The organism is Desulfobacula sp. (assembly GCF_030145145.1).
Lineage (GTDB): Bacteria > Desulfobacterota > Desulfobacteria > Desulfobacterales > Desulfobacteraceae > Desulfobacula.
Genome location: NZ_JAQYWD010000020.1, coordinates 18,866 through 38,461, shown reverse-complemented (window position 1 = coordinate 38,461; position 19,596 = coordinate 18,866). Strand labels below are relative to the sequence as shown.

General features: G+C 46.3%; 12 protein-coding genes. 5 read left to right on the top strand and 7 right to left on the bottom strand.

What is annotated here, in order from left to right:
• From Q1Q15_RS12765 to Q1Q15_RS12755, 3 genes are read right to left on the bottom strand one after another with little or no spacing between them, the layout of a single operon-like run.
• The gene (locus tag Q1Q15_RS12765; protein WP_300460423.1) at nucleotides 1-2,382 is read right to left on the bottom strand and encodes a CHAT domain-containing protein; all 2,382 of its coding nucleotides are present in this window, start codon (nucleotides 2,380-2,382) and stop codon (nucleotides 1-3) included.
• A gap of 25 nt (nucleotides 2,383-2,407) precedes the next feature.
• Complete coding sequence (locus Q1Q15_RS12760; RefSeq protein WP_300460421.1) at nucleotides 2,408-4,174, bottom strand: ShlB/FhaC/HecB family hemolysin secretion/activation protein; 1,767 nt, start codon at nucleotides 4,172-4,174, stop codon at nucleotides 2,408-2,410.
• Between the two features lie 45 nt (nucleotides 4,175-4,219).
• On the bottom strand, nucleotides 4,220-7,594 hold the full coding sequence (locus Q1Q15_RS12755; protein ID WP_300460419.1) for a filamentous hemagglutinin N-terminal domain-containing protein: 3,375 nt from the start codon (nucleotides 7,592-7,594) through the stop codon (nucleotides 4,220-4,222).
• A gap of 573 nt (nucleotides 7,595-8,167) precedes the next feature.
• Between Q1Q15_RS12755 and Q1Q15_RS12750 the strand changes: the two genes are divergently transcribed.
• The 4 genes from Q1Q15_RS12750 (at nucleotide 8,168) to Q1Q15_RS12735 (ending at nucleotide 12,773) form a co-directional block, all read left to right on the top strand.
• The gene (locus Q1Q15_RS12750; protein ID WP_300460416.1) at nucleotides 8,168-8,857 is read left to right on the top strand and encodes a hypothetical protein; all 690 of its coding nucleotides are present in this window, start codon (nucleotides 8,168-8,170) and stop codon (nucleotides 8,855-8,857) included.
• Nucleotides 8,858-8,905: 48 nt separating this feature from the next.
• Nucleotides 8,906-9,103, top strand: coding sequence for a YwbE family protein (locus Q1Q15_RS12745; protein ID WP_300460415.1), 198 nt, complete (start codon nucleotides 8,906-8,908; stop codon nucleotides 9,101-9,103).
• Nucleotides 9,104-9,418: 315 nt separating this feature from the next.
• Nucleotides 9,419-9,973, top strand: coding sequence for a hypothetical protein (locus Q1Q15_RS12740; protein WP_300460412.1), 555 nt, complete (start codon nucleotides 9,419-9,421; stop codon nucleotides 9,971-9,973).
• Between the two features lie 109 nt (nucleotides 9,974-10,082).
• Nucleotides 10,083-12,773, top strand: coding sequence for an SNF2-related protein (locus Q1Q15_RS12735; RefSeq protein WP_300460410.1), 2,691 nt, complete (start codon nucleotides 10,083-10,085; stop codon nucleotides 12,771-12,773).
• A 22-nt stretch (nucleotides 12,774-12,795) separates the two neighbouring features.
• On the opposite strand, the gene Q1Q15_RS12730 is transcribed toward Q1Q15_RS12735, so the two are convergent.
• A complete protein-coding gene (locus tag Q1Q15_RS12730; RefSeq protein ID WP_300460408.1) occupies nucleotides 12,796-13,344 on the bottom strand; it encodes a hypothetical protein in 549 nt (182 codons plus the stop codon).
• A 587-nt stretch (nucleotides 13,345-13,931) separates the two neighbouring features.
• On the opposite strand from Q1Q15_RS12730, the gene Q1Q15_RS12725 reads away from it, so the two are divergent.
• Nucleotides 13,932-14,789, top strand: a complete 858-nt coding sequence (locus tag Q1Q15_RS12725) for a YitT family protein (RefSeq protein WP_300460406.1) — start codon at nucleotides 13,932-13,934, stop codon at nucleotides 14,787-14,789.
• Between the two features lie 55 nt (nucleotides 14,790-14,844).
• On the opposite strand, the gene Q1Q15_RS12720 is transcribed toward Q1Q15_RS12725, so the two are convergent.
• Genes Q1Q15_RS12720 through alaS form a run of 3 tightly spaced genes read right to left on the bottom strand, consistent with a single transcriptional unit; the run spans nucleotide 14,845 to nucleotide 19,573 of the window.
• Nucleotides 14,845-15,891: an ABC transporter permease subunit gene (locus Q1Q15_RS12720; RefSeq protein WP_300460404.1), complete on the bottom strand. Its 1,047-nt coding sequence runs from the start codon at nucleotides 15,889-15,891 to the stop codon at nucleotides 14,845-14,847.
• The gene (locus Q1Q15_RS12715; protein WP_300460402.1) at nucleotides 15,888-16,913 is read right to left on the bottom strand and encodes an ABC transporter permease subunit; all 1,026 of its coding nucleotides are present in this window, start codon (nucleotides 16,911-16,913) and stop codon (nucleotides 15,888-15,890) included. Before Q1Q15_RS12715 ends, Q1Q15_RS12720 begins: the two co-directional genes overlap by 4 nt.
• Entirely contained in the window at nucleotides 16,910-19,573 is a 2,664-nt protein-coding gene (alaS, locus tag Q1Q15_RS12710; RefSeq protein ID WP_300460399.1) for an alanine--tRNA ligase, read from the bottom strand. Before alaS ends, Q1Q15_RS12715 begins: the two co-directional genes overlap by 4 nt.
• Nucleotides 19,574-19,596 lie beyond the last annotated feature (23 nt).

Here is a 19,596-nt window from a genome sequence, read left to right as displayed (position 1 = left end):
CTAGAGCCAATTGTTGATGAGTAAAAAGGCAGACCAGTAACCGGGATGTTCATACCGCGGGTCTGCCATCAGGCTTAATTGTGCCCGCTGGAGGGCCATTGCCCTTGAAACCGATGGATTTTTGATCTGAACATAGAATTGTTTGATTAAAATGGCGGAAGCCATGTCATTGATAAACCACAGGGAGGCCAGGGCACTTCGAGCCCCTGACTTGACCGCCACACCTGCCATGCCCAAAGCGGCAAGATCATCTCCGGCAGCACTTTCGCACGCACTCAATGCCAATAGATCCAGGGGGGTTTTACGAAATTGAAGAAATCCGGCATATTTATCCAGAGTGGCCATGGTCAGCTTTTCTTCGAAAGCCAGAACAAAGGTATGGTCGACATCTTTCTTGAATTGTCCGTGGGAGGCAATGTGCAGGATGTTAAACGTGTCTTTTTTCAGTTCCCTTTCCATATTTGAAATCGAAAATGCCTGGTTCAAAAGCAGTTTGCATGGAAAGAGCCTGCTGATATTCTGGAGTTCCGAGGCGACCTCCGGCAGGGGGGGGAATCCCTGTGCTGCCTGGGTAACCCCGGCAGCAAGGATTTTAAGATCTGTTCTGTTTATCGGCAAGGGATCAATCAGGTTCAGCCCCGGTGTAATAACGGTTGCATATTTATGAATTAAAAATTCATTGCCATCCTGAAGGGCAGCCATGGGCACGGTTCGAAGAGGGCCTGAGGGTACAAACACCAGGGTATCGGCACCGATAACGGAAAGATCCGGCTCAACCGGACGTATCAGATAATCATACAGGATCCGGGCGTGGGGCAAAAATTCCCATGTGGTTCGTTTTTCGAGTTTTCCACGAAAGTGTCTGATCTCCCGGGTTATGGTCGCCCGATCCACAGGAATTGAGAATTGTTTCAACCCGGCAGGCAGGCTCACCAACAATTCCGTGCGATCCTCCAGCAGCACCGGATAGACGACAACCGCTGTTTTTGAAATGGTATCAAGGCTTACGGTATCGAATCCTCCGGCATCCACGCAATCATCTTTAAAATAATTTCTCAATTCATACACTCTGAGCAATTCAACCATATCTCTTGCCTCAAGCAACAGGACTTCCTTTTCTTCTGACGGTTTCATTGTTTTGGTCTGCTGAAGAATCAAGTCCACCATTTCAAAACAGACAGACCCGGCAATCTTTCTGAACGAGGCCTGCTGGATATCAAAGCAATTGTCCACTTCATGGCGAATGGACTGAAGCGTAAACACTGTTCTCCTGTAGGCGGCAATGGCATCTGTTATCTGGTTCATCTGTTTGAGGAGGCGCCCTGCCTGCCACTGCCATTTATAAAGGGATTCCGGCGCATACACCTGCTGTGCAGCAAAAGCAGCCCTTTGGGTCAGTTCCAGTGCCGCTTCATACTGGTGTTCATCTTCGTATAAATTACCCATATATCCGAGGGCATAGGACATGGCGCGATGATCATTGAGTTGTTCAGCAACTTCCCGGGCCTGTTTAAAAATGGCATAACACAGAAGCACCACATCCTTTTCAGGTTTTCCCTTCTGTGTTTCACTCTCTTTATATGCCAATCCGGTATTGATAAGCCCATAGGCCTTGAAATGGGAAGCCTCAAGAAAATTCAAATTTTCCAAAGCCTCGTCCAACAATTCCCTGGCCATTTCAAACCGATGGATTTTCAAACATGCCCGGGCACCATTTACCAGGGCTGTAATGACCATCAATGGGTTGTTGGCAGACTTTGCAGCAGCGATGCTTTTGGTATAGGCCTGAACAGCATCACCATATTTTGTTTTGAACACATCAAGGTTCCCCTGGCTATTCAGAATGGATGCCTCAAGTTCCGAATTTTCTATACTTTTGGAAATAAAACGACTGCGCTGTAAATAGTGCTCGGCCTGACCCGTGTTTCCCAACAGGGTGTTCATGTTTCCCAGATGGGCCATTACGATGGCCCGGTGGTATGGGTTACCGGATGTCTCTGCCAGGATAAGCGCATTCTCCAACACTTCCAACGCTTTATCGTTCTGCCCGATGGTTTGATAGGCACGGGAAAGCTCAACCAGAACCCTGCATTGCGGTTCAATTTTTTTTTCCGCCTTGAACAATTCTTCTGAACGCATCCAATGTTTAATTGCCGATTCAAACGCACCTTTCTTGAAATCCATCTTTCCTTTTTCATTGTATGCTTCTGGTGACAAGGGTTCCAACGGTAAAACAGGATGTTCCCCCACTGGTTTTTCAGACGGTATTTGCGGTGTGCACCCAGGAGAAACCATGGAAAGCATCAGGACAACCATCATCGCCAATACAAAAGAAATCTTAAGATATCGATCCTGTATCGTTTTTAGAAAATTCCGATTCATATCTGTATCCCTTTTCATCCTGCAGTTAAAAATTTTTTACGACAAATTGAAAGTGTATCCCATGATCCTGGAGATTTCCGCCAGGTGTATCAACATCCCTGAGGGGACAGCCCCAGTAAATTTCAAATTTTGGTCTTATTTCAAAAGGAGATTTCATTAAGATGCCGGCCCACCTCAACCCCAGACCGATACTTGAAATATTATTCGGCGAGGGTGTCGTTAAAAATTTATTCCATGCTGCACCGAAATCAAAGAAAGCTGCCAGCTGAAGATATTCTGTCCAGCCTCTCTCCCGAATCAGCGGAACCCGGGCTTCGACGGACGTAATCAGGGCCTGGTCCCGGACCATCTGGTTCTCACGATACCCCCTCACGCTGTAACGGCCCCCAACAGCAATTTGTTCGAGCCCCAGCAAAGAATCATTGGAAAGCTGAAGGTCTGTTCGAAATATCAACTGGGTGTCCAGGGCATCCAGTCTCCCGGCCCACTGGATCTGGCCCAGCCAGGCGAAAAACCGGCCATCAGGAAGATCGTTGTCATGGATGGTGGCATTCATCTCATTGATGCCAAAGCTGAATTTGGAACGTGCGGCAACCACCTGTTTCCGGGTGCGATGTGTCCACTCTTGAGCGAACCGCAACACCGTATTGATGGATTCTCCATCAACAGCACCCGGGGAAAAAGAGAAGGGCTCTCCGAGGAGAAAAGCCTTGTTTTTGTTGTTTTCCCCGGAAAATGCCATGGCAAATTCCTGGGTAAGAGTCCGGTAAAAAGGATGCCTCAAAGTGATCTGAAACACCTCGGATTCACTTACTATATCAAGAGTTTCAAAGGGTTCCTCCCTGATATCAAGATCGTTCTTTCTGTAACTCACGGTCAAAGTGGTATCCTGAGAAGTGATGGGAAGTGTATACCAGAAATCCATTTGGGGATCATTATCCTCAGATGCCACCCCGGTCAGATTCAGGATATCCCCGTGGCCTGTGAGGTTCTGGTGAATTAGGGTTGCAAGCCCTCTTTCTGCCCCAATGGTTGGCGCCTGGTAATTGTCATATCCAAATAGAATTTGATAGGGATTTTTTTCTTCCACTTCCACCTTCATCAGGCTCTCTCCAAGGGTTACCCCGGGTTTAAGTTCCGCCTGAACATGATCAATGCGCTGATCCTGCTGCAACTGCTGCAATCGTTTTTGCAGGGTACCTATATTCAGGGCAGGGCCTGCATCAAGACAAATGCGGTCGGCTATATATTCCTTACGAAACCATTTATTGCCTTTCACCACTATTTGGGAGATCCTCCCCTCGATAATGTTAAAAATAAGTTTTCCATCAACAACTGCCTGATCGGGAATGATGGCACCTGAATTTACATACCCATTGTTTATATAGTGAAGGGTCAGGGTATGACGAATCTCATCAAGCATCTCATTGGTCAGTAACCGGTTCAGGTATGGGGCTGTAATTTGGCCCAATTCCAGATCAGAAAAGACGGTATTGCCAGTTACCACAATCTCCCGGACCATGATTTCGGGTATGGGCACCGGGTCGGTTTTATTTTTGACAGCCGGCTGGACAGGCAAAATCAATCCTGGGGGGTTATCAGAAGGCCGGGGTTCCATCAGGGGCAACCTTTTCTCCCCGGGATAACCTGTCGGATCAAGCAAAAGGAACTCCTGGGCCTGGGAACTGACAACCGATACGATTAACAATAAAATTGGCAGGAAGAAAAAGTGAACGGATTTATCACTTCCCGGGTGATGACTGTCTTGTTTTAATGTCCCTAACTGTTTCATTTCGCACACACCTTGAAACTTTTTTTCCATGGACTTGCAAACAATTTACTCGATGGACAGGGGGCTTGATAAAAATTGTCCGGGTTCCACCGGCAGGCTGTCCCGCCCCTTTATCATGAAGCTACTGTATTCTCCCTTATGCACCCTTGCCATGCAGGGTTTTCGAAGGAGGGCGACCACATTTCTAAAATCCTTTGACAATGGCGATACCAGACTGCTGACATGGGTTATCGGTGCGCGGATGTCCACTTGTCCATCAATTCCAAGAGAGGAAGACGCATCAATCATACTGCCCGGATCAGCCAGGAACACATCGGAAACAATATCGATGTTTCCCCCTTTTCCTTCAAAGGCATTTGCTGTGATCCGGCTGTTTTTTAGGATAACATATTGAGGATCAATGCTGATATTTCCTCCGGTTGTCTGATCTCCGCCACCGACACTCGCGGTTATTTCACTGTCAACCAGGTGAATCATATCATCTGCCGCTACTTTTATATTGCCGCCATCGGCCTGTCTGGCCTCAGTCGTGATTCTACTGGTATCCATAACTAAAGACTGTTGTCCCGTAAGATAAATACTGCCGGCATTCCCTTGACCACTGCTTTTAGCCGAAATATGGGTATTGTTGACCAGTTTCACGTTATCCGCCTGGACACGGATGTCCCCTCCCGTGGACTGCTCTGAAGAGGTCAGAAGAGAAGCGTTGTCCGCGTTAAACTGCCCACTGGTTAACACCTGAATACTACCGGCTGTTCCAGCCAGATCAGAGAGCTCACTCATGGCAGATATGGATGCGCCGGACAAAAGTGTCGCGCCATGGGCACTAATGTCAATATTCCCCCCTTTTCCCGGCGTCGTTGTTTCAGAACTGATGCGGCCGCTCTCCTTGATGACCAGATCTGTCGTATGGATGGCAATATTTCCACCATCGCCGGTGGCCAGGTCCCCCAGAAATGTTGCATTGGTGCTGGCAGTAATTTTCGAAACCGCGTTTTTAGGATCGGCACCGGAATTGATGTAAAAGTTCTTCAAATCAGCATTTTCACCGGAAACCAACAAATGTTCTGAAACTATATTCATATTTCCGGCATTCCCCTTTCCAAACGTATCGGTGACCAGACTCCCCCCATCCAGTATTTCAAGGGTGCCGGCCGTGATGTTCAGATTTCCACCGTTTCCACCATTGAGGCCTGCCTGGGACCCTATTGCCGATGGGGCAATCATTTCTTCATTCGTGATCTGATCCATATACAGCTCCGGGTGGACACCGGACACCCGTATCTTATCCGCTGTAACCGCCACCATCCCCCCGTCGCCTGATCCAAAAGCACTGGCATTAATAACGGCACCATTCAGTACCACTATATTTTTGGCCTCAAGGTGAATGCCGCCTCCTTGATCCGGACCCACTGACTGGGTGGTCAGCAGACTTCTGTTGGTCATTTCAAAATATGTCGATTGAATATTGACATCACCGCCTTTTCCGCCATTCTGGCCCGATTTTGAATTTATACCGGTGAAATCCAATGTATAGGGATCTGTTGAACTCTCAAAACCTGAAATCAATATGTTTTTTGCAACAATATCCACATTCCCACTGGCGGCACCATCTCCCATTGCACTTGAAGTGGTAATGTATGCCCCTTCTCTCATATCAAGGGTCTCCACATTCAGGGCAACATTGCCTGCATTTCCTTCTGACACGCCTGACGTGCTTATGTATGCCCTGTCTTTTATCTCAAGGGCAGTCACGTTCAGATTTACATTGCCACCATTCCCTGATGAAAGTGCTTTAGTCTGCAGGCTTGCATTTGTATTCATTTCAAGACGGCCGGCATTGATTTCAATCTCTCCACCATTGCCCATCCAGAAGGTATTGGCAAATATGCCGGTTAATATCCCTTCCCTGCCGGTAAGGGACCCTTTTTCATCGATGGTCACACAGATGTCTCCCGCCTGCCCCGGGGTCCAGGTGGGCGAAGATATTTCAGTTCCCGCCAGCATCTGCAGATTTTTTGTATGAAGATAGATGTCACCGGCATTCCCAATACCGGCATTATAGCTCCTGGTAGTAATGCCTGTGGGATATCCCGGATATTTTTCATTTGAAAAAAAGACATTTTCAGCCGTCACACGGATATCGCCGCTATCTCCAGAGCCACCAAATGCATTTGTCCAGATAAATCCATTATCCCGTATGTCCAGGCTACCGGTATTGATAAGGATATCACCGCTTTCCCCGGACCCGCCCGTGCCTGCCTGGATGGCTCCTGAATTCTGAATCACGAGATGGTTGGTATCCACGGTTATATCCCCGCTCCGACCGCCGCTGTTCACAAATGCAACAGACCTGATACCGGCACCATTTTTAATTTCCAGCTGATCGGCGCTGATCCTCACTCCGCCTGAATCTGCAGTGATATTATCAAAAATATTGGTCCCGATTACAGATCCCGTTCCAGCGGGATTATCCACCAGCAGGTCCCCTGAAACCTTGATATCAATGCCAGTACCCGGTGCTGTTTCACTTGCTCCTTTTGTACTGGCATAGATATAGGAACTGTCAACCGTCAGCTTGCCACCCCGGATAAAAACGGTTCCACCGCCGTTTCCGCCGGCATCAAGATAGCTGTTGTGCATGTCGATATTTCCAAGCGTTTCAAAGGAATCTGCCATAAGGTCAGGGGCTTCATCGGAACAGATGGGGATAATGCGGCCTCCCGATGCCACGCTGGCAATATCAATTCTTCCACCCGGTGCAAATACTTCTCCCTGGTGGGAATTGTCCATGCCCGTAATCTCAATATCCCCTCCAATCAGGGACAGGGTTTTTCCTTGAGGAACTTCAAGTTTAGATTCCCGGACGCTTATGTCACCTGGAGGGGTATCGAGGAATCCAAAAGCAGATGGCGAATCAACCGTCAATACACTTTTTTGGGACGAATCTGCATAGAAGATTCCTTCATTTCCCAGGGAGATATAATTTGCAGTGCTCACATGAAACGATCCGTTTACATCCAATGTGGCATTGGGGCTAAATAAAAAGCCGCTGGGGTTTAGCAAATATAGATTAGCCGATGGAAATTCTGATCGGATAAGCCCGTCAATAGTTGAAAGCGTCCCACCTGTTACCCTGCCGATAACATTTCTGATGGCATCGGGTCCAGTAAAAATCGCGCTCTGACCCGCATCGATATTAAATTTTCCAAAACTGTGAAATAGGTTATCGTTATTGATGCATTTTCCATACTCTGCCTTGATCTGATAATCAGGGCCACTGACTGCCATTTGAGGCCCAAGTGTTCCATCCAGGGTTACCTCTGCATGACTGACAGACAGGCACATCAATAGAATATTGATCAGAAGCAACAAAGATAAGGGAAAAAATGAAGGGGTCGCATGTGTCGAAAAAACCATTTTCACCTCCTTGTCTAAGGTTTTACCATACGATCATTTTGTTTTTAAAAATAGTTTTAGCTATAAGCGTGATCGAAAAGTACTGAATCCGGTTTGCAATCAAACCTGGGAAATCAACCGAATAAACATTGAACAGGATGGGAGATCAGCGAAACTAAAAGAAAAAAATCAGCAGGCGATTGTACGACACACAACTCTTATGGATAGATCTGAGTTCACAACCCAAAAAGCGCCACATAAAGGTCAAACATATCGAAGCATTTAGTATCTCAACTTTTCGGAGTTGGGTTAAGCCTAGTCTCTTATTCCCTATAATAAACCGCTATTGATGTCAAGATAGAGCGCTATTTTTTATGGTGTTAATGGCATCGTACTTCCATGTCAAAAAAAATCACTATTAAAGATTGACTTCACAACCGTTCTCCCCTATACGAAGTCGTTGGGGAAAATATTAAAACAAATAACGATTATCACCCCTCCGCCTGCTAAATGTCGGGAAAATTTTTCCTGACAATACCATCAACCTGGCCGGGATTGATAAAAAGTGACATCGAAATAAGAGGAAAGAAGCGCATGATTCCCTGGGAAGAAATCGACCGCGCCAGGATACCCGGACAAGAAGACATCCTTACGCTGGCAAAGCGAGGCACGGAATTCTCGATCCGGATCTCCGGAACAGAGCTGATGAACAGCCGCTGCCACGGTTCTGAAGAGGCCCTGGCTGAGCTCACCTGCAGCCGCATCAAACACACACCCGGTTTGAGGATTCTCATTGGCGGCCTCGGCATGGGCTACACCCTGTCAGCAGCACTGGAACACTCGACCCCGGATACCCGCATCACCGTATCTGAACTGCTCCCGGCTGTGGTCGCATGGAATCGGGATTACCTGGGACATCTTGCCGGAATGCCGCTGGATGACCCCCGGGTCTCTGTCCGGGAAGAAGATGTAGCAAAAACCATCCGAAAGGAAAAAGCGGCCTGGGATGCCATCCTGCTGGATGTCGACAACGGACCCGAAGGGCTTACCCGGAGAGCCAATGACCGCCTCTATGCTGGACCCGGACTGGAACTGTCCTTTTTTGCACTTCGTCCCGGAGGGATTCTGGCCATCTGGTCTTCCGGAACAAACGATGTCTTCACCCGCCGTCTGAAACGGACTGGATTTGCCACTCAACCCATCACTACACGGGCCCGGAAATCCGGAAAAGGCGGCCGGCACACCATCTGGCTTGCAAAAAAGCCTGACATCCAGATACGATAGCCATTGACAGGTCATCATGACCCATAAAACTGGAGGAAAACCATAAAAATGACTAACGGAACAAAAAGAACCGATATTCGATCCGGCCTGGAGGTTTCCATTGTTTTAAAACAGGACCAGAAAACAGGAAAATTGACCCAGGGAATTGTCCGGGATATCCTGACAAAATCTGCCACACATCCCCACGGGATAAAGGTTCGCTTGAAAAACGGGCTTGTGGGCCGGGTCAAAACCATTCACAACTGACCGCAAATCAAGTGCCTGAACAAACCATAATTCCACCTTCTCTCTTTAAGGAAACCCTGGTTTCATTTTGACAAGCCCTTGAATTCTTTCCTCAAACAGTGTATTCTATATAGATACGGTTTGGCAGTAGGCGTGCATAAAGGGCAGCTTACCTAAAAAAATACCAGGCCTGTTAATATATCAGTATCTTTGATCACTGCAGTATAGCATTGAAGGGATCATATCCGTTTCTTTTATTGTTTTCTATGAAACTGGAAAAATTTCTCACCGGCTAAGTGATTTAAGAATGTTTCAATTTTAAGACAAGGAGGAAAGATGGACCCCAACAAATTTCGAGAATCCAGACTGGCAATAAACCGGTTATACGAAGATGTCAATGTATTGATTGAACAGAATGCACTTGAAGCCTCAAAGGCCGGCTACCAGGAGGTAAACAGTCAGCTGGATACGCTGAGGCCCCAGGCGGAAGGTGAAATTCAGGAACGGTCTGTAAAAAATTTAAGTATAAAAATCGGGGCATTGTCAACCCATATCGATAAATTAAAGCCCGCAAAAAAAACAGGTGCAGCAGGCGGAAAGAAAGCAAAAATCGCTATTGTCTGGGATGAAGACCGTGTGGGACAATTATCACCTGCTTTTTTAAAAAAAGTATACATAAATATGGGAGAGGATACAGATGCCAAGGTCTGTTTCGGTACCACCGGCAAAGGTATCCGGCCCAGCTACCAAGTTGAATTCAGCAACCAGAAGGTTATCGCTTTCAGCGGGGCGGGTCATGGCCCCCAGAAGAAACCCCTTTCAACCGGCACAAAAAAAATATCCCAACCCTTTTCCTACGAACTGATTGGTTCAATCCTGAACGGAAAGTAAAACAAACCACTTCAGGAAGGACACAGTCCTTCTTTGACCTTCCTGAAGTGCATCCTCCCGGCCTCATTCCCTGCGAGTGCGGCACTACCCATATGCCAGAGAGTATCCAATGCATCCATTAATTTCAGGGCAGAGATGGCTCAGTGAAGCCGAGCCGGAACTGGGGTTAGGGACGCTTATAGCCGTTAATGACCGAATGATATCCGTCCGGTTTGATTCCAGCGACTGCGTCCGGCAATACACCCGCCAATCTGCCCCGCTAAAGCGCGTCATCTTCAAATCCGGAGACGAGATTCAGCTAAAAAACAATGCCCGCCTGACAATTGAAAGCGTGACCGAATCAGACGGACTCCTTTATTATTCCGGGGAAAATACAATTGTTTGTGAAAAAGACCTGCCCGACACCCTTTCCTTTTCCATGCCCCAGGACCGGCTTTTTGCCGGGATTACAGATACCAATAAACTGTTTGATTTGCGGTATCAGGTATTAACTGCCAGGGCAGGATATGACGCGTCGCCTGTAAAAGGGTTTATCGGCGGTCAAGTGGAACTGATCCCCCACCAGTTTTTTATTGCCGACACCGTTACAAAACGCTATATCCCAAGGGTTCTGCTCTCCGATGAAACCGGTTTGGGCAAAACCATCGAAGCCTGTCTGGTTCTCCACAAACTGCTCGCCACCCACAGGGCGGAACGGATGTTGATTGTTGTCCCGGAATCCCTGGTTCACCAGTGGTTTATTGAATTATACCGGAAATTCAATCTCTCCTTCATGATCTTAAATGAGGCCTATTGTTCAAGCCTTGAACAAAAAATATCAAAGATAAATCCATTTTTGGAACATCAACTGGGGATTGTCAGTATGGATTTTCTTAAAACCAAAAAACGACAGCTCCAAATCATTGCCGCTGGATGGGATATGGTGGTTGTTGACGAGGCCCACCATATTACGGACGAAAAAACAACCTATGGATTTATTAAAACCCTTGCCCAAAAGACCTTTGGTTTGATGTTGCTGACAGCCACACCCGAACAAATGGGCGTAAAAAATCATTTCCATCATCTTCAGTTGCTTGATCCGGAACGTTATTTTGATTTTAACACCTACCTTGATGAAACAAATCAGTATAAAAAAACCCTTTATACGATCAAAAAATTGATAAAAAAAGGAAACCACACCGATCAGATTCTTGATTCCTACGGCCCCGGCCGGGTAATTTTCAGGAACAAACGGACGGTAATCAAAGGATTTCCAAAACGAGTGGCCCATTTATATCCCCTTGGGGCAACAGCCGATCAAGTCAAGGCAGCAAACCAGGAATTTTTTGGCCGAAAAGAAACCAAGGGATATGCCTTGGCCCATGACCCCAGAATATCCTGTCTCATTGATTTGTTAAAAACGCCCCATAAAATATTGGTGATTTGCAGTTCAAAAAACAAGGTGGATGCGATTGATAAAGCCATTGCATCCCACATGTCCCTTGGTGTTGCCAAGTTTGATGAAACCATGACCCTCCTGCAACGGGACAGAAATGCGGCCTGGTTTTCCAGAAAGAATGGTGCAAGGCTTCTTATCTGCTCTGAAATCGGCAGTGAGGGTAGGAATTTTCAGTTTGTTCATCACCTGTTTTTATTTGATCTGCCCCAGAACCCGGAACTATTAGAGCAGCGAATCGGAAGGCTTGACAGGATCGGCCAAAAACATACCATTCAAATTCATGTGCCGTTTATCCGGGGAAGTGTTCATGAAATTCTGGCCCGGTGGTACATGGATGGTTTAAACCTGTTCAGGAAAAACATTAACGGTGCCCATTTAATCTATACGCATTTCGAACACACCCTTCAGGACCTTTTCAGGCAATCAAAAGAAGCGATGGCCATTGAAGCGCCCTTATTGGAGAACTTGATTGCTGAAACAGCCGCCTATTGTATCACGGTGGACAACACCCTGGCCCAGGGAAAAAACATCCTGCTTGAAATGAATTCCTTTAAACCGGAAATAGCCCACCAGCTCATTGACCGTATCAGCCGGGCAGAACAAAATGCGGAGATTGACCTTTTGTTGATACGGGTTCTGGATCATTATGGCATTGAGGCTGATTTTATTGACCAAACCCTTTTCAAGCTGAATTCGAGCGAGATGACAGATGAAAAATTCCCAGCACTGACCCACTTGTCAGGTACCATGACCTTTAACAGGGAAACGGCCATTGCCAGGGATGACATCGATTTTTTTTCATGGGATCACCCGTTTGTCCAACAAACCTTTGACTTTTTTATCACCACGGGTACCGGATCGTGTGCCACCGCTCTTTTAAAGGGGCAGAGATGTCCGGGGATTTGGCTGGAAACAGTTTTCGTACTGGAATGCGTGGCGCCGGCTCGTTTGAATATCGAAAGATATTTAATGCCCGAGCCCATTCGCATCGTTGTGGATCACAACAAAAATGATATCACCGGGACATCTGCGGTTACAGCCCTGTCAAAAAAGTTGACCCCGGACCAAAACGCCTGGTTCAAAGATATGGACCAGGTGAGAAAACATCTGATCCCTTCCATGATTGAAAAAAGCATGTCCATCGCCGGGGCGCATTCTGAACGGATGATGAAAAAAGGAAAAGCCCATATAAAAGAGGTTCTTGGACAAGAGATCACCCGTCTTACAGAATTAAAAAAAATCAATCCAGATATCAAAGAAAAAGAAATCACCCTGGCTCACACCCGGATGAGGTCTCTTTTAGACCACCTGTCTTCAGCCCGACTCAGGATGGATGCCCTGCGGCTGATCCGGGTAAAATAGCCGGGTGTCCAGCTAACACAGTTTATATGGCAAATGACCGGCTGAAAAGATCTTCAATTGCTTTTTTACCCTCATCGGAAAGGTTTCGGGTACCTGTTCCACAAAAGGTTTCATGGGAAATAACCGGTTCATTTTCCACCCATTCATTTTCTTTCCAGACATACCATTTATTGTCACCCTGATCAAAAACACTGACAGGCCTGTTGAAAAATTTGGCGAGCTCAACACCCCAGCCAGTGCCGCCTTTTATCGTTTTATCAGCCTGGATCCAACCGACGGCAAACACCTGATACCCCTTATTGACCATGTGGAAAATAACCTGGAACACTTTTCTGATCTTATCTGCCTGGGCATATCTTCTGCCCATTCGTGCAGATACAATTTCCATACTGATATTGCCTTTTTTCAGTTTTTCATCGTCCAGCACGACAATGTTTTTATCCCGTGAAGGCGTATGCCCTTCAAATGAAAAATTAATTTCATCGATTCCATATTTTTCCGCACATTCACCAAACGCTGCTTCTGCACCCTTAAGTCCGCCACTGTAAATACAGTACGATTTATTTGACATGGCTGTGATGTCTCCTTTTTTTATCTTTCATGTTAGATCTTACGTTCATCACTACTTCAGTTTTCGTTAAATATTGGCTTGCTTTGCTTTTGCTACACACAGATCGGTTATTGTTGCCTGATAAACATTATTTTTTCTGAGCGGACGGAATTAAATATACGAATTCAAAAACTTATGCAAGAGTTTTTTTTGCCTGAAAGCAACCAAATCCTATACTTTCGTCAACGGATGATGCAGTATTGGATAACTTGCCCCAAAATTTGTATAATAGGCTAAGTGCCCTATTTTTGTCAAGAAATATCAAACGCACTGTCCATCAAAACCGACGTCCAAAGAAAGCATCCCCTTCAGCAGTTCTCATTATGACTATGCCTAAATCGGGTCAGGCTTGTGTTATTGTACTTTTGACCAAAGCCTGAACAAATTAAGGGCAGAACAAAAGTGTCAATAACGCAAGCCTGACCCATTGTCCGACGACTATTGCGTTTTATAATGAGAATTGCTGCATCCCTTTAAAAAGGGCTTGATTTATTGGTGATTTTATATTATCAGGATCATTTTTTTTATCCCTGTATGAGGAAGATACCATGAAATTTAACGATATAACCTATTCCATTCCCTGGAATATATTTTTAATCACCCTGGGAAGTATCATTTTCGGCATCGGTGTCAAGGCCGTTGTGATTCCCAATGGATTAATTACCGGCGGTTTTTCCGGTGCAAGCATCCTGATCTATTATTACACCCAGTTTCTCACGCCCGGTATCTGGTACTTTGTGTTAAACATTCCGGTATTCATTCTCGGGTGGATGTTTATCAGTCGACGGTTTTTATTGTACAGTCTCATTGGTGCCGTTGTTCTAACCCTTGCCATTGATTTCATCCGGTTTGAAATTCCTTTCAAAGACCTGATGCTGGCATCCCTGGCTGGCGGTACCATCATCGGTGCCGGTGCCGGCATTGTCTTTCGATCCCTGGGATCTTCCGGCGGCAATGATATCATCTCGGTTATTTTAAACCAGAAATTCGGCATCCGCATCGGGACCTATAATTTTGCGTTTAATTTTATCTTATTTGCTTTCAGTTTCGGTTTGCTCGACACCGATATAATTCTATACTCCATGGCCATGAGTTATATCTCCTCCCAGGTGATTGAATATTTCATCACCCTGTTCAACGAGAGAAAAATGATCTTTATCATCTCGAATAATCCCCGGAAAATTGCAGATGAGATCCTGAAAAAACTGAATCGGGGGGTAACGTTCCTTAAAGGGGAAGGGGCCTATACCGGTAATAAAAAAGACATCATCCTGGCGGTTGTCAATAATTACCAGATCAAACGAATCGAAGAAGTGGCATTTACCATTGATCCGGATGCTTTCTTAATTACGGAAAACACTTTTAATGTGCTTGGAAAGGGGTTTTCCAAACGAAAGGTTTATTAACTCAACTTTCGGGGTTGGGCAGTTATGCTGAAGACCGAAAATGGAGTGATACATTTTATTCATAGGTGGTGTGCAGCTTGGGGTCAAAGGCTTCCCGGATACCCTCACCGATAAAGGTCACCGTCATAAGGGTTGTTACAAGGGCTGCCACCACAGAAGAGACAATCCACCAGGCTTCCATGTTCTGCCAGCCCTGGGATAATAATTCCCCCCAGGACGGTGTGGGGGCCGGCAACCCGAATCCCAGATAGTCCAGGGAGGTTAACGAGACAATCCCCCCTGAAATGGCAAACGGGGCATAGGTCACGATGACGGACAGGGTATTGGGGATAATATGCTTAAATATAATTCTGGCGTGGGATGCCCCAAGAGAGCGGACGGCCAGAATATATTCTCTTTCTTTTTCTTTATAGGTCATGGTTCTCATGACCCAGGTGATACCGATCCATCCAAAAAATGACATGATCAAAATCAAAATCATGAAGCTGGGAATCACAATGGATGCAATAATGATGATCACATATAAAAACGGAACATTATTCCATATCTCAATGATCCGCTGGACGATCAAATCAAATTTACCACCAAAATATCCCATGGAGCAGCCAATGGTAATGCCGATGGTATAATTCAGGATCAGGAGAAAAAAAGAGAATACAATGGCGGTGCGAAACCCATATACCAGTCTTGCCAGGATATCCCGGCCCACATTGTCCGTACCCAGAAAATGCTTTTCCCCGAAGGAGGGGGGAAACGGGGGATAAGCGGTAAACTTCAAATCATTTTCATAGGGATTATAGGGCACCGGCGGCAGAATCACAAAATTGGATGACGTCTCTTGCTGACATCTTTTTTTCAACTCCCGGTAATTGGTTTCATATGCATAGCCCATGTTAAATTCAGCGCCCGGGATCATCTGGGTATACGTTGGAAAATAAAATTTGCCGTCATAATATACCAGCAATGCCTTGGAGTTGATAAAGACCTCGGCAAAAAAAGAGATAAACATCATGATCAGAAGAATGACCAGTGACCAGAACCCTCTTCGAATGGATCTAAACCGCCTGATCTTTTTTTGGGTGACAGGATTCAACGATATCATTTAAACCTCACCCGGGGGTCCACAATGGCAACGCAGACATCGGACAGGATATTTCCGATCATGAACAACAGGGAGGAGATAACCAGGATACCCATGACCACCGGGTAATCCCTGTCAAGAATGGATTCATACCCCAAAAGTCCCATCCCATTGATATTAAATACTTTTTCGATCAAAAAAGATCCCATTAAAAGGATGGAGATATTATTGCCGAAACTGGTGGCAATGGGAATCAGGCTGTTTTGCATGGCATGATGCCAAATGGCTTTTTTAAAGGGAAGCCCTTTGGCAATGGCGGTTCTGATATAATCAGACGACAGGCTGTCCATGAGGGTATTTTTCATCAAAAGCGTCATCACGGTAAAAGACCCAATCACATAGGAAAAAAGGGGCAGAAGGGTATGCCAGGCAATGTCCATTATTTTTTCAACCGGATTCATCTGTTCAAACAATTCAGATACAAGTCCGCCCAAAGGGAATACATCATATTTCGATGCAAACAGAACCAGCATCAGAACGCCTGCCACCCAGCCTGGAATGGCATATCCCATAAAGATAATGATGGAGGTGATATTATCAAACCCTGTTTTATGCCGGACGGCCTTTGCCATGCCCAGGGGAATGCAGACCCCGTAAATCATGATCAGGCTTAAGATACCGAAATAAAGGGAAATGGGGATTCGTTCGCTTATCATGTCCCAGACCGGATCATAATATCGTGTAGACTGGCCCAGGTCCCCTTTTAACACTTTACCCAGCCAGATCAGATAGCTGGTCAGCACGGGCTTATCAAATCCATAATACGCTTTTAATTTTTGAAGTTGTTCTTCAGACAGGGGCTGTCCACCGCCGGAACCGGTTGTATTGGAGGAGGCATGGCCTGTCTGCAGGGCCCGGGTATCGGAAATAATCCGTTCAATGGGGCCTCCTGGCACAAAACGAGTGATGGCAAAAACCATGATGGTGATACCGATGAAGGTCGGTATCACCAACAGCAATCGTCTTATGAAATAAGCGGTCATGACATTGTTTGATAAACAGATTCAAGCGCCTGGTCAAGGTTTTCAGGTTTTGTACCACCGGCCTGGGCCATATCGGGTCGGCCACCGCCACCGCCACCCACTATTTTAGCTGCTGCTTTTACAATATCGCCGGCCTTAAATTTTTGAATCAAATCATTGGTTACAATGGAAATCAACAAGGCTTTTCCATTGGATTCCGCACCCAGAAGGATGACCCCAGATCCAATTTTGTTCTTGAATTTATCAGCCAGATCCCTTAACTGGGAGGGATTTTCAATATCCACCCGCTTGGAAATCACTCGAACACCATTGATTTTCCTGATGGTATCATCCATATTCTCAACAGACTTTGACGCCATTTTTGCTTTCAGGGACTCCAGTTCTTTTTCAAGATTTTTCTTGTCCGTCAACAACGCTTCAACCTTTACTGCCACATCTTCTTTGGCCCCTTTTAACAGGGTTGCAGCGGATTCGACAAGGGCTTGTTCCCGATGAATATAATCCAGGGCTGTTTGACCGGTTGCCGCCTCAATTCTTCGAACACCCGATGCAATTCCGCCTTCTGACAAAATTTTAAACAACCCGATATCACCGGACTGTTTTGTATGGGTTCCCCCACAAAGCTCCTGGGAAAAATCCCCCTGGGACACAACCCTTACCACATCCCCGTATTTTTCTTCAAAGAGCGCGGTGGCACCAGATTTAACCGCCTCATCCATATCCATCTCTCGGGTTTTCACCGGAAGATTTTCACGAATCCGCATATTGACCTCATTTTCAATGGCCCGGAGGTCTTGGGTGGAAATAGATGAAAAATGGGTAAAATCAAACCGCAACCGGGTGGCGGTCACAAGGGAACCCGATTGTTTAACATGGTCGCCCAGGACCTTTCTCAACGCCGCGTGCAGGATATGGGTGGCGGTATGGTTCACAGCGGTCTTCTGTCGTTGTTCAGCATCCACTTTAAGGGTGAAAAAATCTCCTTTTTTGACCTCCCCTTTTTCCACCACCCCTTTATGGATGACGATACCGGTGGGGTCTTTCACTGTATCCGTGATGGTGATGATGCCGGTTTCATTTTCAAAGGTTCCGCAATCGCCGGCCTGACCCCCTGATTCTGCATAAAAAACAGTGGACGCGGTGACAATTTCTATGGCATCGCCTGTCTTTGCCGTCTGAATTTCTTTGTCCGCTTTGACAATGATAAGGGTCTGGGATCTTGCTTCAATGCTGTCATAGCCGTCAAAGGAAGTTTTCACGCCCTGGGAGGTCAACGCCTTATAAGCGTCTCCCACACCTGTGAATTTTTTCGTGGACCGGGACCTTGCCTTTTGTTCTGCCATGGCCTGATCAAACCCGTCCATGTCAAGATCGATGTCCATCTCTTTGACATGATCCATAATAATGTCCACGGGAAATCCAAAGGTGTCATAGAGTTGAAAAATAACCGTTCCGGGGATTTCTCTTTTGCTGGGATATTCTTTACCGTCTTTCACTAAAGTGACGGTACTCTCTCGGTCCGGAAGATCTTGGATTACCGTTTCCAAGAGTTTCATCCCAATATCCAGGGTTTCAAGAAACTTTTCTTCTTCATTTTTCACCACGTTCAAAATAAAGGCCGACGCATCTTTCAGCTCGGGATAGGCCTCATCCATGATCGTAAACACCGTCTGTACTGTATCGTGCAGAAAGGGCTTGACCAGCCCGATACTCCTGCCATACCGGATGGCCCGCCGCATGATGCGGCGCAGCACATACCCGCGGCCTTCATTGGCAGGCAGCACGCCGTCACTGATCAAAAAGGCAGTCGCCCGGGAATGATCGGCAATGACTTTCATGGCCACTTCAACCTGGTCTGATTCATGCCGCTTCTTACCGGAGAGTTCCCCGACCTTTTCCATAATGGGAACAAACAGGTCTGTGTCATAATTTGTGGGAACACCCTGGAGAACGGAAATGACCCGTTCAAGGCCCAATCCGGTATCGATACTGGGTTTTGGCAAGGGTGTCAGGTTCCCTTGATCGTCTCGTTCAAACTGCATGAACACAAGATTCCATAATTCCAGCCACCGGTCACAGTCACACCCCACCGCGCAGTCTTTGCTGTCACAGCCAAATTCTATACCCCGGTCAATGTGGATTTCACTGCAGGGTCCGCAAGGCCCGGTATCGCCCATGGCCCAGAAATTGTCTTCCTCTCCCAGCCGGACGATTCTTTCTTCCGGCACCCCCACCTGATCCCGCCAGATATTATAGGCTTCATCATCTTCATGAAAAACGGAAACCCATAGTTTTTCCTTGTCAAACCCATAACCATTGGTCAAAAGGTCCCAGCCAAAATCAATGGCTTTTTCTTTGAAATAATCACCAAAGGAAAAATTACCCAGCATTTCAAAAAAGGTATGATGCCTTGCGGTATACCCGACATTTTCAAGATCATTATGTTTTCCACCGGCCCGGACACATTTCTGTGCGGTTACCGCAGTCGTATAATCTCTTTTTTCATCTCCTGTGAACACCCGTTTGAACTGAACCATTCCGGCGTTCACAAACAAAAGCGTTGGATCATCCTGTGGTATAAGAGAGGAAGATCTTACCGGTTGATGATTGTGTCGTTTAAAATAGTCTATAAAAATCTTTCTGGCATCATTGCCTGTCATATTCCAACTCCTAATTCACTAGT

Excerpts from the sequence above, each read along its gene's own strand:
- Q1Q15_RS12730 (WP_300460408.1), bottom strand. The coding sequence starts at position 13,344 with ATGTCAAATAAATCGTACTGTATTTACAGTGGCGGACTTAAGGGTGCA.
- Q1Q15_RS12755 (WP_300460419.1), bottom strand. The coding sequence starts at position 7,594 with ATGGTTTTTTCGACACATGCGACCCCTTCATTTTTTCCCTTATCTTTG.
- alaS (WP_300460399.1), bottom strand. The coding sequence starts at position 19,573 with ATGACAGGCAATGATGCCAGAAAGATTTTTATAGACTATTTTAAACGA.
- Q1Q15_RS12720 (WP_300460404.1), bottom strand. The coding sequence starts at position 15,891 with ATGATATCGTTGAATCCTGTCACCCAAAAAAAGATCAGGCGGTTTAGA.
- Q1Q15_RS12740 (WP_300460412.1), top strand. The coding sequence starts at position 9,419 with ATGGACCCCAACAAATTTCGAGAATCCAGACTGGCAATAAACCGGTTA.
- Q1Q15_RS12715 (WP_300460402.1), bottom strand. The coding sequence starts at position 16,913 with ATGACCGCTTATTTCATAAGACGATTGCTGTTGGTGATACCGACCTTC.
- Q1Q15_RS12735 (WP_300460410.1), top strand. The coding sequence starts at position 10,083 with ATGCATCCATTAATTTCAGGGCAGAGATGGCTCAGTGAAGCCGAGCCG.
- Q1Q15_RS12725 (WP_300460406.1), top strand. The coding sequence starts at position 13,932 with ATGAAATTTAACGATATAACCTATTCCATTCCCTGGAATATATTTTTA.
- Q1Q15_RS12765 (WP_300460423.1), bottom strand. The coding sequence starts at position 2,382 with ATGAATCGGAATTTTCTAAAAACGATACAGGATCGATATCTTAAGATT.
- Q1Q15_RS12750 (WP_300460416.1), top strand. The coding sequence starts at position 8,168 with ATGATTCCCTGGGAAGAAATCGACCGCGCCAGGATACCCGGACAAGAA.
- Q1Q15_RS12745 (WP_300460415.1), top strand. The coding sequence starts at position 8,906 with ATGACTAACGGAACAAAAAGAACCGATATTCGATCCGGCCTGGAGGTT.
- Q1Q15_RS12760 (WP_300460421.1), bottom strand. The coding sequence starts at position 4,174 with ATGAAACAGTTAGGGACATTAAAACAAGACAGTCATCACCCGGGAAGT.